Origin of the sequence: Trinickia violacea (assembly GCF_005280735.1) — a bacterium.
GTDB lineage: Bacteria > Pseudomonadota > Gammaproteobacteria > Burkholderiales > Burkholderiaceae > Trinickia_A > Trinickia_A violacea.
In genome coordinates this window covers 1,850,479-1,864,246 of the sequence record NZ_CP040078.1, presented here as the reverse complement: position 1 = coordinate 1,864,246, position 13,768 = coordinate 1,850,479, and the positions used below count along the sequence as shown (strand labels likewise).

The 13,768-nt window shown below is 64.7% G+C and carries 12 protein-coding genes; 9 read left to right on the top strand and 3 right to left on the bottom strand.

Annotation, left to right across the window (positions count from 1 at the left end; all coding sequences use genetic code 11):
* Nucleotides 1-164: 164 nt before the first annotated feature.
* Entirely contained in the window at nt 165-1,544 is a 1,380-nt protein-coding gene (locus FAZ95_RS30505; protein ID WP_137336163.1) for a DNA-binding protein, read from the bottom strand.
* A 439-nt stretch (nt 1,545-1,983) separates the two neighbouring features.
* On the opposite strand from FAZ95_RS30505, the gene FAZ95_RS30500 reads away from it, so the two are divergent.
* From FAZ95_RS30500 to FAZ95_RS30480, 5 genes are all read left to right on the top strand, one after another.
* Nucleotides 1,984-3,093, top strand: a complete 1,110-nt coding sequence (locus FAZ95_RS30500) for an ABC transporter substrate-binding protein (RefSeq protein WP_137336162.1) — start codon at nt 1,984-1,986, stop codon at nt 3,091-3,093.
* Nucleotides 3,093-4,421 carry a HAMP domain-containing sensor histidine kinase gene (locus FAZ95_RS30495; RefSeq protein ID WP_137336161.1) on the top strand — a complete coding sequence of 443 codons (1,329 nt, stop codon included), beginning with the start codon at nt 3,093-3,095 and terminating at the stop codon, nt 4,419-4,421. The genes FAZ95_RS30500 and FAZ95_RS30495 overlap by 1 nt, the downstream gene beginning before the upstream one ends.
* Nucleotides 4,422-4,848: 427 nt before the next feature.
* On the top strand, nt 4,849-5,862 hold the full coding sequence (locus FAZ95_RS30490; protein WP_137336160.1) for an aldo/keto reductase: 1,014 nt from the start codon (nt 4,849-4,851) through the stop codon (nt 5,860-5,862).
* Nucleotides 5,863-5,900: 38 nt separating this feature from the next.
* Nucleotides 5,901-6,956 carry an NAD(P)-dependent alcohol dehydrogenase gene (locus FAZ95_RS30485; protein ID WP_137336159.1) on the top strand — a complete coding sequence of 352 codons (1,056 nt, stop codon included), beginning with the start codon at nt 5,901-5,903 and terminating at the stop codon, nt 6,954-6,956.
* 286 nt (nt 6,957-7,242) lie between these two features.
* The gene (locus FAZ95_RS30480; protein ID WP_137336158.1) at nt 7,243-8,571 is read left to right on the top strand and encodes an NCS2 family permease; all 1,329 of its coding nucleotides are present in this window, start codon (nt 7,243-7,245) and stop codon (nt 8,569-8,571) included.
* Nucleotides 8,572-8,694: 123 nt separating this feature from the next.
* On the opposite strand, the gene FAZ95_RS30475 is transcribed toward FAZ95_RS30480, so the two are convergent.
* Nucleotides 8,695-8,985, bottom strand: coding sequence for a DUF1488 family protein (locus tag FAZ95_RS30475; protein ID WP_137336157.1), 291 nt, complete (start codon nt 8,983-8,985; stop codon nt 8,695-8,697).
* Between the two features lie 220 nt (nt 8,986-9,205).
* Nucleotides 9,206-9,433 (bottom strand): DUF2964 family protein, encoded by a 228-nt coding sequence (locus FAZ95_RS30470; RefSeq protein ID WP_137336156.1) that lies wholly within the window; start codon nt 9,431-9,433, stop codon nt 9,206-9,208.
* A gap of 284 nt (nt 9,434-9,717) precedes the next feature.
* Here FAZ95_RS30470 and FAZ95_RS30465 point away from each other — a divergent pair, with 284 nt between their 5' ends.
* The 4 genes from FAZ95_RS30465 to FAZ95_RS30450 all read left to right on the top strand — a co-directional run bounded on the left by FAZ95_RS30465 (nt 9,718) and on the right by FAZ95_RS30450 (nt 13,740).
* A complete protein-coding gene (locus tag FAZ95_RS30465; RefSeq protein ID WP_137336155.1) occupies nt 9,718-11,754 on the top strand; it encodes a sigma-54-dependent Fis family transcriptional regulator in 2,037 nt (678 codons plus the stop codon).
* Nucleotides 11,755-11,813: 59 nt separating this feature from the next.
* Nucleotides 11,814-12,941 (top strand): VIT1/CCC1 transporter family protein, encoded by a 1,128-nt coding sequence (locus tag FAZ95_RS30460; protein ID WP_137336154.1) that lies wholly within the window; start codon nt 11,814-11,816, stop codon nt 12,939-12,941.
* Nucleotides 12,942-12,960: 19 nt separating this feature from the next.
* Complete coding sequence (locus tag FAZ95_RS30455; protein ID WP_137336153.1) at nt 12,961-13,260, top strand: 2Fe-2S iron-sulfur cluster-binding protein; 300 nt, start codon at nt 12,961-12,963, stop codon at nt 13,258-13,260.
* A gap of 93 nt (nt 13,261-13,353) precedes the next feature.
* Nucleotides 13,354-13,740 (top strand): hypothetical protein, encoded by a 387-nt coding sequence (locus FAZ95_RS30450; protein ID WP_137336152.1) that lies wholly within the window; start codon nt 13,354-13,356, stop codon nt 13,738-13,740.
* The last annotated feature ends 28 nt before the right edge of the window (nt 13,741-13,768 follow it).

Genomic DNA, 13,768 nt, shown 5'->3' with positions numbered 1-13,768 from the left:
GACCTAGCGCCGCTAAGGCAACGCTTGCATTAACGGCACGGCGCGCGCCAACTTGATTATTTTCTGACGATATATGACAAAAGCCGATCGGGCGTCCTAGATGAACGCCCGATCGGCTCGTCGGCGGCGGAGAAGGCGCCGCTTTACAGGTCACTCGAAGATCACTAGACCGTCTGCGTCTGCTTGGTCACCGCACCCGTCTTCGGATCGTACTGATAGCCCTGCTGCTCGAGCTGGGCGCCGATCGATTCGACGATCAACTGCTGCTGATTCTCGCGGCGCGCCAGCTCGTGCTCCGGCTGCAGCCGGCTCAATTCCTCGGCGAGCTTGCGGCTCAGGGAGGCTTCACCTACCCCGCGCGCATTGATGACGATCATTTTTTCGTTTGCCTGAACCAATTGCTGCTTGAGCCCATTGGCGTAATCCGACCACTTCTTCATATTCTCGCGGGCTTCGGCAAGCGCGGCGGCGTGGGCCTCGGCGTCGCGCGAGATCTGGAGCTTGAGCGCCTCGATCTCCTCGGCACCCGCGCCGCCCTCCGGTGCGGCGGCGCTCGGCGCTTCGGCAGACACGCCCGGCGCGCTCGCACGCGCGGCGAGTTCGCTCGCATGTTGCTGCAGCACTTCGGCCCGCTCTTCGGCCGCCGACAACGTCGCCGTCAATCGCGCGATTTCGGACGCGTCGCCGCTGCGCTCCTCAGTCAGCTTGGCGAGCTTCACTTGCGTCTCATACAGTTCGTGCGAGGTGGAATCCAGTTCGTCGCGCGCACGGGCCGCCTCTTGCGTCTGCATCGCGTGCGCCTGCTGCTCGGCTTCCAGCAACGCGCGAATCGCCGTCAGCTCGCTTTCGAGCTGGGCGATCTGCTCAGGATTCGCGGCATCGGGGGTCGTTTGCGCAAGCTCGGCGGCATCCGCCGTCTCGCTGCCGGCGCTTGCAGCCTCGGTCTCCCGCTGCGAATGCGCTTCACGCTCCGCCTCGAGTTCGGCGCTCAGGCGTTCCACCTCGGCCTCGAGCGCCGCGATGCGCGCCTCGAGCTCGTGCACGCGCAGTTCGGCAGCATCGGCGCGCTGCATGGCCTGTGCGACGTCCTCCGCCAAGCGGCCGGCTTCGTCGGTTTTCGCGTGATAGGCATCGGTCATCTCGACGAGCTGCCGGCGCCCCGACTCGAGTTCCTCGACCGTGTTTTGCAGTTCCGCGAGCGCGTCGTCGCGCTCGTTGCTCGCATCCTCGACGCGCTGCGTCAGCGCGTTGAGGCGCCGCGACACCGCGCGCTCGGCCTCGTCCTGCGCCGACGTCCACAGCCGGTCGAGCGCGTCGCGCATCGTGTCGGTGACGACTTCCGGCAGCGCCGGGCGCTCCGCCACCTGGGGCGCGCGCAAAGCACGCGTTTCGCGCCACTTGCGCAGCGCCGCGGCTACAGCGACCACCGAACCGGTATGCACTTCGGACCAGATCGCCAGCGGAGAAACTTTCTGGCCTTCATCGGCCATCCGATTGGCAATCTCGGCGATCATTTCTTCCGTGATGGTGACGCTGCTTGACATGTCTCTACCTCGACAAAGCGGGAGTTGGGGGTGAATTCGATCGAGTGGTTTGGCATTGCCGGCGCTCGCCGCCGGCATCGTGCAGTTGCAGATTGTCCGGTACGTGCCCTCGCTTCGATCGCCGGAATAGCCTGATTTAACGGCAGTAATTCAAGAAATTGAGCGTCATGGGCGTGTCGCGCCGGGGTGAGTGCGGGGTGAACGGAGCACCGCCTGTTGTCATCGATTTTCTTCGCAGCTATCCTGCCGCGAACAGGAAAGCCCGGCCTTCCCCGCTTGCCGGCGGATCTCGCCGGTTTCCCGTCCCCTGCGTTTGCTTACGAGACTCCATGGAATTCCCCGTCGACGGCGCCGCCGCCAACGCCCGGGCGTCCGAATCGCGATCCGGCACCCAGCCCCTGCGGCCGGCCCGGCCGCCCCAGCCGCCAAGAACCCTCTGATGAATCGTCGAGACGCCTTGCTGCGCCTGGCATTCGCCGGCTTGTCGGCCGTCGCGCGGCCTGCACGGGCGATCGAGCGTCCGGCGCGCGTCGTCTTCCTGAATCCGGGCGAAGCGGTCGAGCGCGGCACCGGGCAGCATTGGCAGCTGGTTTCGCGCTTCATGACCGAGGCGGCGCTGACGTTCGGCATGCAGCTCGAAGTGCTGTACGCGGAGCGCGACCACCTGCTCATGCTGCGTCAGGCCCAGCAAGTGGCGCAGCGCCGCGATCCCCCCGACTACGTCGTGATCGTCAACGAAAAAATGGCGGCCGGACGCATGCTGCCGATCCTCGCCGCCTCGCCCGCACGCGTGCTCCTGATCCACAACGACCTGACGAGCGCGCAGCGCACCGAAATCGGCAACGAACGCGAACGGATCGCGAACTGGATCGGCACGGTGACCGCGAACGCCGAGCGCGGCGGCTACCGGCTCATGCAGTACCTGTGCATGGCGCACGGCGCCGGCGAGGTGCGCGTGATCGGCATTACGGGCGATCCGAACACGCCGGCGTCGCTCGAACGCGCCGAGGGCGTCGAGGCGTGGCTCGCGCACTCGGAGCGAGGCCGCACGGTCCAGCTCGTCAACAGCGACTGGAGCTACGCCGACGCGTTCCAGAAAGCCCGCGTGCTGCTCGCGCGCTATCCCGCCGCAAACATCGTGTGGGCCGCCAACGATTCGATGACGCTCGGCGCGCTGCAGGCCGTGATGGAGCGCGGCGCGCAGGTGGTCGTGGGCGGCATGGGGGCGATGCAGGAAGCGGTGGCGAGCGTGCGCGACGGCGGCCTCACGGCGATGATCGCGGGCGACTACTTCATCGGCGCCATTGCGATGGTGCTGCTCTACGACTACCACCACGGCGCCGACTTCGCCGCGGCGGGCGGCGTGCGGCAGACGCTCGACTTCCTGAGCGTGATCGATCGCGGCAACGCGGCGCAATACGACGAAACCGTGTTCGTGCGCAGACAGCGCCCCGACTTCGCCCAGTTCTCGCGCTACCGGCACACGCAGGCGTCGCGCTACGACTTCGATCTCCAGCGCCTGCTGAACACAGGCATAAAGGTGTCCTGATGCGCTTGCCCTTCCAGTCGATGCTTTGGCCGCCGGGCCTGCACACCAAGCTGATGCTGTCGCTGCTCGTGCTGATCACGGTCGTCGCGGGCACGTCCACGTACCGTTTGATGAACCACGAGCGCGAGCGGCGCATGAACGTGCTCGAAGAGCGCGCGACGCGCATTGCGGACTTGTTGAGCCGCTCGCTCGCGCAGCCGTTATGGAACGTCGACCGCGCCGCGATCGACGAACAGCTCGCCGCGCTCGCGCCGAACCCCGAAGTCGTGCAGTTCACGGTGACGGCGGCCAACTACGGTGTCGTGTCGTCGATCAAGAAGCGCGCGGACGTGGCGCCCGAGGAAGGCGTCGTGCGCGTGCGGCCGATCGAATACGATCCGCCCGGCGACGCGCCGCGCGAAAAGATCGGCGAGGTCCGCATCGTGCTGACGCGCGCCGTCGCCTTGCGCGACATCGACCACGCACGCCGCACGGTGCTTGAAACGTTGGCGCTCGCGCTCATCGTGCTGTACGGCGCGACGTTCTTGCTCGTGCGGCACGTCGTGCGCAAGCCGATCGCGCGTCTCGAGGAAATGGTCGACCGGATCGCGGGCGGCGATCTCGATGCGCGCTGCACGGTCGAATCCGGCGACGAGCTCGGCCGGCTCGCCGCGCGCGTGAACGTGATGGCGGAGCGGCTGCTGTTGCGCGCGGCGCACCAGGAGGCGATTCGCGAAGAGGAGCGCAAGCACATCGCGATGGCGATTCACGACGAGCTCGGCCAATTGCTGACCGCCGTGAAAATGGACGTGTCGCTCATGAAGCTCACGCTCGGGCCCGACGCGCCCGGCCGGGAGAAAGCCGACGAGATCGGCGAGCTCGTCGAGCGCACGATCCAGATCGTGCGCAACGTCGCGAGCCACCTGCGGCCGGCGGCGCTGAACTATGGCCTCGCGTCGGCGCTCGAATGGCTCGCCGACGATTTCAACCGCCACAGCCCGATCGAATGCCGCTTTCAAATGCTGGGCGCCGAACCGGTGCTGTCGGAAACACGCGCAACAGCGATCTTCCGCATCGTGCAGGAAGCGCTGACGAACGTCGCGCGCCATGCGGGCGCCTCGCATGTGGATGTCACGCTGAACAATCTCGATACCGATCTCGAACTGATCGTGCGCGACGACGGGCGCGGCTTCGATGTCCGCGCGGCGCGCCAAGGCTATTCGTACGGACTGCTCGGCATGACCGAGCGCGCCCGCATGGCCGACGCCGAGCTGCGCATCGAAAGCACGCAGAACGCCGGCTCCGTGATTCGCGTGCTGATTCGCAACGACGAGCCGGTTCTGCCGTGACCGCGTGCGGCTTCCAGCGCAGCCCATCAGGTTTTCCTGACACGCGATTCAGGCCGTGCACGACGCATTTTCCGTGCAGCCTGACATTTCTGCGCGCGCCGTGCCTCTACGATGGAGTCGCAGGTGTAGTCGGTAAGCAGGTGTAGCGAAAGGTAAGCAACGGCAGTCCAGCAGTACGTGATTGGCAACACAATCTCAAACTTCGAGCCCGGTTTCTCGCGATACCGGGCTTTTTTTCGCCTCGGCTCAGGAACGCGCTCCCACGCCTGTCACTGAGCGGTCACACTGAGCGGCCATCCAGCGTTCCCCCGCCATTCATGAATCTCGCTCATAGGCGCTTGCGCCTTTGACCGCCTAGTCGCGCAACCCCGTGCTGGTTACATTGCTCGGCCTAAGAACGATTCGTTCGACTTTGGAGCTCAACACCATGGATTACCGGTATCTGGGACGCAGCGCCCTCAAAGTGTCGCCGTTGTGCCTCGGCGCGATGATGTTCGGCGGCGAGACCGACGAAGCCAGCTCGCGCCGGATCGTCGACAAGGCGTTCGATCAAGGCGTCAATTTCATCGACACGGCGGACGTCTATCACGCGGGCCGGTCGGAAGAGATCGTCGGCCGCGCGATCGCGGCGCATCGCGACAGCTGGGTCGTCGCGACCAAGTTCGGCCATCCGCTGACGCCGTCGGCGCAGCGCCCCAATGCACAGGGCCAGTCGCGCAAATGGATCTTCCAGTCCGTCGAAGCGAGCCTCAAGCGCCTCGGCACCGACTACATCGACATCCTCTATTTTCATCGCGCGCTCACGGATGCCCCGCTCGAAGAAGGCGTGCGCGCGATCGGCGATTTGATCCGCCAAGGCAAGGTGCGCTATTTCGGCGTGTCGAATTTCCGCGGCTGGCGTATCGCCGAGATCGTGCGGCTTGCCGATCAGCTCGGCATCGATCGCCCGATCGCGAGCGAGCCGCTTTACAACCTGGTCGACCGCACGGCCGAAGTCGAGCAGTTGCCGGCAGCGGCCCATTACGGCCTGGGCGTCGTGCCGTACAGCCCGCTTGCGCGCGGCGTGCTCACCGGCAAGTACGCGGCCGACACCGCGCCGCCCGCCGATTCGCGCGCCGGCCGCGGCGACCGTCGCATTCACCAAACCGAATGGCGGCCCGAGTCGCTCGCCATCGCGCAACAGGTGGCCGCGCACGCGGCGGCGCGCGGCACGACGTCGATCGCGTTCGCGCTCGCCTGGGTGCTCAAGAACCGCCTCGTCAGCTCGACGATCGCGGGACCGCGCACCGAAGCGCACTGGGACAGCTACATCGACGCGCTCTCGCTCGAGCTCGGCGCGGAAGACGAAAAATTCGTCGACAGTCTGGTCCCGCCGGGACATGCGTCGACACCGGGCTACACCGACCCCGCCTATCCGGTCGAAGGACGTAAGACCGCTTGATTGCTTGCGGCATCCGATTCCCACTTATTGGAGCTCTCATGACTACCACCGCCTATGCCTACGCCGCTTCCGACGAACGCTCGAAGCTCGCGCCATTCGAATTCCAGCGCCGCGATCTGCGCGGCCACGATGTGCAGATGGACATCCTGTTCTGCGGCGTCTGCCACTCGGATCTTCACACCGCCCGCAACGAGTGGAAGAACACGGTGTATCCGGTCGTTCCCGGTCACGAGATCGTCGGGCGCGTGACGGCCGTCGGTCCGCAAGTCACGCAATACAAGGTCGGCGATCTCGTCGGCGTCGGCTGTCTCGTCGATTCGTGCCGCACGTGCCCGAGCTGCGAGGAAGGTCTCGAGCAGTACTGCGAGAACGGCTTTGTCGGCACCTATAACGGACCGGACCGTCAGACAGGCGAGAACACTTACGGCGGCTACTCGACGAACATCGTCGTCGACGAAGCCTTCGTCCTGCGCGTGCCCGAGAATCTCGACCCCGCGGGCGTCGCGCCGCTCCTGTGCGCGGGCATCACGACGTATTCGCCGCTGCGCACCTGGGGTGCGGGACCCGGCAAGAAAGTGGGCGTCGTCGGTCTCGGCGGCCTCGGCCATATGGGCGTCAAGCTCGCGCACGCGATGGGCGCGCACGTCGTGCTGTTCACCACGTCGGCATCGAAAATCGAAGACGGCAAGCGTCTCGGCGCGGACGAAGTCGTCGTGTCACGGAACCCGTCGGACATGGCGGCCCACGCGAACAGCTTCGACCTCATCGTCAACACGGTGGCCGCGCAGCACGACCTCAATCCGTTCATCAGCCTGCTCAAGCGCGACGGCACGCTCGTGCTCGTCGGCGCACCCGAGCACGATCACCCGTCGCCACAGGTCTTCAATCTGATCTTCAAGCGGCGGCGCCTCGCGGGCTCGCTGATCGGCGGCATCGCCGAGACGCAAGAGATGCTCGACTTCTGCGCCGAGCACGGCATCACGTCGGACATCGAAATCATTCCGATGCAAAAGATCAACGACGCGTATGAGCGGATGCTCAAGAGCGACGTGCGGTATCGCTTCGTCATCGATATCGATTCGATGCGCAAGTAATCGGGTCGCGCGGGCGTGCCGGTCAGTTGCTCGACCGGCACGCGGCGGTAGTAGACCGGCAAGCCGATATCGATCGAACCGAGCGTGAAGATCCCAGGCTGACTCTAGTTTCTTGCGAGGACGCAGCGTAGCATCGCCAAAGCCGGACATAAACCATATGTCCGGTTTCTTTTTTGTCATTTGTGTTTTTGCCGCCAGGCTTCCAAACTGGAGCCGCCCCCTCCTCTGCAGTACCATCACGGCTTTTCGTATCGGCCCGCCCTAGGGCAAACAGGAGAAACAGCTCATGGCAGACGCGCGAGGATATTCGTTCACGGAATCGGCAAGACGCTACTTCGGGTTCGACGAAGCGGGCACGAACCTGCGCACGGAAGTGCTGGCCGGCGTGACCACGTTTCTGACGATGGCCTACATCATCTTCGTCAACCCGTCGATCCTCGGCGACGCCGGCATGCCGAAAGACTCCGTGTTCGTCGCGACCTGCCTCGTGGCGGCGCTCGCCTCGCTGATCATGGGCCTCTACGCCAACTACCCGATCGCCTGCGCGCCGGGCATGGGGCTCAACGCGTACTTCGCTTATACCGTCGTCAAGGGCATGGGGTTCACCTGGCAGGCAGCGCTTGGCGCCGTGTTCATCTCCGGGTGCCTGTTCCTGCTCGTCACGCTGTTCCGCGTGCGGGAGATGATCGTCAACGGCATACCGCATTCGATTCGCGTCGCGATCACCGGCGGCATCGGGCTCTTTCTCGCGATCATTTCGCTCAAGTCGGCCGACATCGTCGTCGCCAGTCCGGCTACGTTCGTCACGCTCGGCGATCTGCACAAACCGCCGGTCGTGCTCGCGACCATCGGCTTCTTCCTCATCGTCGCGCTCGACGTCCTGCGCGTTCGCGGCGCGATACTGATCGGCATCCTGGCCGTGACGGTCCTGTCGTTCTTCTTCGGCGGCAACGCGTTTCATGGCGTCATTTCGGCGCCGCCGTCGATCGATGCCACGCTCTTTCATCTCGACATTCGCGCGGCGCTGTCGACCGGCATCATCAATGTCGTGCTCGTGTTCTTCCTCGTCGAGCTGTTCGACGCCACCGGCACGCTGATGGGCGTCGCCAATCGCGCGGGGCTGCTCGTCGAAGGCAAGATGCATCGGCTGAACAAGGCGCTGCTTGCCGACAGCACGGCGATCGTCGCGGGTTCGGTGCTCGGCACGTCGTCGACGACGGCGTATATCGAAAGCGCGTCCGGCGTGCAGTCGGGCGGGCGCACGGGCGTGACGGCGATCACGGTCGCGGTCCTGTTCCTCGCGTGCCTGCTCATCGCGCCGCTCGCGGGGGTCGTGCCGCCCTACGCGACCGCGCCCGCGCTGCTCTATGTGTCGTGTCTGATGTTGCGCGAGTTCGCGCAATTGCCGTGGGACGATGCGACCGAAGTCGTGCCGGCCGCGTTGACCGCGCTATTGATGCCGTTCACCTATTCGATCGCGAACGGCGTGGCCTTCGGGTTCATCACTTATGCAGGTCTCAAGCTGTTCACGGGCCGCGCGCGCGAAGTCAAGCCGGTCGTGTGGATCATCGCCGCGATCTTCCTGTTCCGCTATTTCTATCTCGGGTCCGAGTGACACGCAAAGGCAGCACGCAATAATCCGCGCCACCCGCTCCTCGGGTGGCGTTTTACTTTGCAGACTCGGTAACGCGCCGGCGAATTAGGAAAGACCCGCGGAAAAACCTGCCCGCGCACTACGCTACGCGCGCCAGTTCGCCTCGTAGAACCTCACATAGCCGCTGCGCAAAACCAGGCATTGGGCCCGGGTTTCCGAAAGCAGGCGGCGAGCCGCCGCCTCGATGCGCTCACGGTGCGTATCGAACGCGCCGATCATGTCTTCGAAGCGATAGGAGGCTGCGCCGAAGTGATCTTCCATGGCTTCAGCGGTGATGCTGCACTGCACACGTTCCCCATCGACCAACGCCGGGAACGCTAAAGTCAGCTCGCGCCCCGAGTACTCAGGGGCTTCGTTCGGGAAATTGATCTGCATGGGAATCGCCTTTGCCGTGACGGATGAAAACAGGTGTGCCGCGCACCGCTTCAATTGGCCTCCATTGTTATCGGCGCGCGTTCAAATTGGCGAAACATGGCTGTCACACCAATTTCATTCACTTTAGACGGTTTCGCGAGAGGAGCAAGTTTTCCCGCAACGTCAGGCCGATCTCGTCAATCAACCGACGAAACCTCGGCAATCCGGTACCTAACATCTCTCAGGGTGCGTGCTGATTCTCCGGGTGCTCGGATTCGTCTTTCATATCTTTTGGCCAGACGTTGAGCAGTAGCGCGCATCCGAAGACGCCGACACCGATCGCGATGCTGCCGTACAGCAGCGAATTCCCCTGATCGAACAGCATGCCGTGGATGGCCACGGCGATCCCGGCAATCGCGACGAACGCCGCGATGACGGCCAATACGATTCTGAATTCCGTCCGTACCATGGCGGCCTCCCTTGTCGGCCGGAGTTAGCGCTTTAGCGTGTCGGCCGGAGTTAGTGCTTCAGCACTTACTCCGGCCCCATGCAGAGCCTTACTCCGGCCCCATGCAGAGCTGCAGGCCCGAAGAAACGCGGCGCATGCGCGTTTCCCGCTTTCATGATTGCACCTTTCGCGCGGAACGCAAGACGGGCTGTCCCGAGCCGCGGGGGCCGCGCGGATGGGTTCGGCTTTCGCGCCGCATCTTGTATGATTTCCTGCAAACGCCACGACAAAAATCGGAGACAGATGTGACCCAATCTCGCGCCATGACGCCGGCGGGAAGCCATGTCGACGTGATCGGGCAAGCCCATGCCCGCTCGCTTCAAGTCGGCCTGCGCGCCTCGGAAACGCCCGATTTTCATCCGCTGCAAAGCGCGGTGCTGCGCGGACTGATCGAATGCAATCAGTCCCTTTACACGCACGCGCTGCCGGTGATGGAAACGCTGCACGCGCAGATCGTCGATACGCAAAGCATGGTGCTGCTCACCGACCAGCACGGCGTCATCCTGCACAGCCTCGGCGACAGCGACTTCATCGAGAAAGCGAACCGCGTCGCGCTCTGCGCCGGCGTGTCGTGGGCGGAATCGGACCGGGGCACGAACGCGATCGGCACGGCCCTCGTCGACGGCATTCCGACCGTCGTCCATGCCGACGAACATTTCCTGCGCGCCAACCGCATCCTCACGTGCTCGTGCGCGCCGATCGCCGATCCGTTCGGCCGCACGATCGGGGCGCTCGACGTGAGCGGCGACGCGCGCGGCTTTCACAAGCACACGCTCGCGCTCGTGAGGATGTCCGCGCAGATGATCGAGAACCATCTGTTCGCGAACCAATTCGACGACGCCGTGCGCATCCGCTTTCATGCACGCGCCGAATTCGTCGGCACCTTGTTCGAAGGGCTCGCGGCGTTCGCGCCGGACGGCATGCTGCTGTCCGCGAACCGCAGCGCGCTCTTTCAGCTTGGCGGACTGCTTGCTTCGCTGCAGCGGCAGCCGTTCGCCGCGCTCTTCGGCATCCCGTTTGCTGCGCTGCTGCAGCACGTCGCGCATGCGCCGAGCGAATGCGTGACGCTGACGCTGCCGAGCGGCGTCAAGGTCGTCGCGCGCGGCGAGTTTGCCGGCGCGCGGCCGGGGACGGTTCTGGCCGCACCCGCCAGAAGCGCCGCTTCGTTAGCGTCGACGCCGGCTGTGCGCGATGCTGACACGATCACCCTGGCGTCGCTCGACACCGGCGACGCGCAGATGTCGGCCGTGCTGCGCCGTGTCGAGAAAGTGCGCGGACGCGACATCCCGATCCTCGTCCTTGGCAAGACCGGCACCGGCAAGGAGTGGCTCGCGCGCGCCATCCACGAAGATTCGCCGCGGCGCGCGGCACCCTTCGTCGCCGTCAATTGCGCGTCGCTGCCCGATACGCTCATCGAAGCCGAACTCTTCGGCTATGAAGACGGCGCGTTCACGGGCGCGAAGAAGCGCGGAGCCGCGGGCAAGATCGTGCAAGCCGACGGCGGCACGCTCTTTCTCGACGAAATCGGCGACATGCCGCTCGCTCAACAAGTGCGCCTGATGCGCGTGCTTCAAGAGCGCGTGGTGGTGCCGCTCGGCGGCACGCGCGCGATTCCCGTGGACCTGCGCGTGATCTGCGCGACGCACCGCAACCTGCGCGCGATGATCGCGGCCGGCACTTTCCGCGAGGACCTGTATTACCGGATCAACAGCCTCGTCGTTACGCTGCCCGCGCTTTACGAGCGCACCGATTTGGCGGCACTTGTCGAGCGTATCCTCGATCGGCAGCGTCGTATGGACAAGATGGAGGCGACGCCGCTCCACATATCCGCTGCCGTGTTCGAGCGCTTCGAGCGTTGCCGCTGGCCGGGCAATCTGCGCCAACTGGCGAACGTGCTGCGCACGGCGGGGATCATGGCCGAGGGCGAAGCGCAGATCGAACTCGAGCATTTGCCCGACGATTTCCTTCACGATTGCGCGGCGCACGAATGCGGGGCGACCCAAGGCGCGGCGCACGAAGGCGCAGCGCGCGATGACGTCATGCGCGAACGCGATTCCTTGGAAGCAGACGGCGCGAACAAGCTCAGTACCGCGGCGCACGGCGAGGATCAGAACGCAGCGGCGAACCTCAATGCCAAGCCGCCGCGCATGCAGGACTGGCAAGCGACGCTGATCGACACCACGCTCGCGCGCCACGGCGGCAACGTATCGGCAGCGGCGCGCGAACTCGGGCTCGCGCGCAACACCGTGTACCGGCATTTGCGCCGCCGCGAAAGCCGCTGACCAATGCGCGTGCGCCGCTTCGGGTATGCTTGCGTCCGACACTCCGAGGCAATCTGCACATGGCATCGAAACGCGAACTCAAGCGCTACAAGACGAACCTCGCCGACGAACTCGATAGCGCCGCGCTTTACGAAACGCTCGCTCGCGTCGAAGCGGACAAAAAGCGCGCCGCCGTGTTCAGCGAACTCGCCGCATCCGAACGCGGCCACGCGCAAGTCTGGATCGACAAATTGCACGCGAACGGCGTACACACACGCATGCCCCGCAAAAGCCTGAAGACGCATTTGATGCGCGGCCTCATCCATGCGTTCGGCCCGTCGTTCGTGCTGCCGACGATCGCCGCCGCCGAATACGCCGACCGCAACAAGTACGCGCATCAACCCGACGCGGCCCACCTTTCCGCCGACGAACAGCATCACGCCGCGATCGTGCAAGAGGTCGCCAACGGAGACAAAGCAAGCGTGTCCAAGGGCGCGCAAATCGCGAGCGCCGAGGCGTGGCACAAGGGCGTCACGTCGGGCAACGATTTGCGCGCCGCGGTGCTCGGCGCGAACGACGGGCTCGTCTCGAACTTCTGTCTGATCATGGGCGTGGCGGGCGCCGGCGCGGCCAACAAGACGATCCTCCTGACCGGGCTCGCGGGCCTGATCGCGGGCGCGTGCTCGATGGCCCTCGGCGAGTGGCTTTCGGTGACGAACGCACGCGAGTTGGCGCGCACGCAGATCGCCAAGGAAGCCGACGAGATCGAGCACACACCCGACGCCGAGCGTCACGAACTGGCGCTGATCTATCAGGCGAAGGGCATCGAAGCGGCCGAAGCACGCCGCGTCGCGAGCCAGATCATGCGCGACAAGGACAAGGCCCTCGATACGCTCACACGCGAGGAGCTCGGCCTCGACCCGGCGGAGCTTGGCGGCAACCCGTGGTCGGCGGCGGCGATTTCATTCGGACTTTTCTCGCTCGGCGCGATATTTCCTGCTGCGCCGTTTCTCTGGGCGCACGGTCTCGCGGCCATCCTTCAGTGCGTCGCGCTCGCCGCGTTCGGGCTTGCCGCCGTCGGCCTCTTCACGTCGCTGTTCAACGGACGCGGAGCGGCGTTCTCCGCGCTGCGGCAAATCCTGATCGGACTGCTTGCCGCCGGCTTCACGTTCGGCGTCGGCAAGTTGCTGGGCGTGTCCATCTCCTAGTTCTTGTCTCGCCGCGCGTATGTCGTCTGCCGATCGTCCTTGCGTTGTCCGCGTCGAACCCCTCGGGCGCTCGTTCGAAGCGCCCGATTCGCTGTCGCTCGTCGAGGCCGCCGGCTTCGCGAACGTGCATCTGCCGAGATCGTGCCGCAACGGCACCTGCCGCACCTGCCTGTGCCGGCTCGTCAGCGGCACCGTCTCCTACCGGATCGAATGGCCTGGCTTGAGCCGCGAGGAAAAGGCCGAAGGCTTGATCTTGCCGTGCGTGGCCATCGCCCAATCGGACCTCGTGATCGAAGTCCCCGACGCGTCGGAGATTTGACGCGGCCCCATGCGTCCCCCTCGTTGCCCCGCCACCTGCGAAGGTCAGACATCGCATGCTAGGATTCGGCGCTATTCAACGGAGTCAGAAACCATGTTTGCGAAAGCCGCTGCCGCTTTCATTTTCGTTACATTAGCTGGGAGCGCCTTTGCTGGCCTTTATTCGAAACCTGTCGTGATGACAGGCGAAAACCAAATGGGCGACACCGCCGAGCTGCGTTTCGATGCGGCCCCCTCACATAACGGAACGCTCGTCATCCTCGGCGATCGGACCAAAACCCCGAAGAAATCGGTTCCGTTTATCTACGACGTGCCGGATAAACAACCTGCGGGCACGGGTCCAACCGTCAATATCACTTTTGGTGATAAAAAGACGTTAAGCATTTCATGCGATCCGTTTGCCGATAACTGTAAATCGACGGGCTACGTCACCGAAGGGGGTTCCACGTTCTCCATACTATGGAAAATCGCGCGCCATTGAAAATGCGTTTTCTCCAGATAATTGCCGG

What these genes read in the sequence shown, in the direction of transcription:
- FAZ95_RS30490 (WP_137336160.1), top strand. Translation starts at nt 4,849, where the DNA reads ATGGATTACCGGTATCTGGGACGCAGCGCCCTCAAAGTGTCGCCGTTG.
- FAZ95_RS30485 (WP_137336159.1), top strand. Translation starts at nt 5,901, where the DNA reads ATGACTACCACCGCCTATGCCTACGCCGCTTCCGACGAACGCTCGAAG.
- FAZ95_RS30500 (WP_137336162.1), top strand. Translation starts at nt 1,984, where the DNA reads ATGAATCGTCGAGACGCCTTGCTGCGCCTGGCATTCGCCGGCTTGTCG.
- FAZ95_RS30450 (WP_137336152.1), top strand. Translation starts at nt 13,354, where the DNA reads ATGTTTGCGAAAGCCGCTGCCGCTTTCATTTTCGTTACATTAGCTGGG.
- FAZ95_RS30475 (WP_137336157.1), bottom strand. Translation starts at nt 8,985, where the DNA reads ATGCAGATCAATTTCCCGAACGAAGCCCCTGAGTACTCGGGGCGCGAG.
- FAZ95_RS30495 (WP_137336161.1), top strand. Translation starts at nt 3,093, where the DNA reads ATGCGCTTGCCCTTCCAGTCGATGCTTTGGCCGCCGGGCCTGCACACC.
- FAZ95_RS30470 (WP_137336156.1), bottom strand. Translation starts at nt 9,433, where the DNA reads ATGGTACGGACGGAATTCAGAATCGTATTGGCCGTCATCGCGGCGTTC.
- FAZ95_RS30460 (WP_137336154.1), top strand. Translation starts at nt 11,814, where the DNA reads ATGGCATCGAAACGCGAACTCAAGCGCTACAAGACGAACCTCGCCGAC.
- FAZ95_RS30480 (WP_137336158.1), top strand. Translation starts at nt 7,243, where the DNA reads ATGGCAGACGCGCGAGGATATTCGTTCACGGAATCGGCAAGACGCTAC.
- FAZ95_RS30455 (WP_137336153.1), top strand. Translation starts at nt 12,961, where the DNA reads ATGTCGTCTGCCGATCGTCCTTGCGTTGTCCGCGTCGAACCCCTCGGG.
- FAZ95_RS30505 (WP_137336163.1), bottom strand. Translation starts at nt 1,544, where the DNA reads ATGTCAAGCAGCGTCACCATCACGGAAGAAATGATCGCCGAGATTGCC.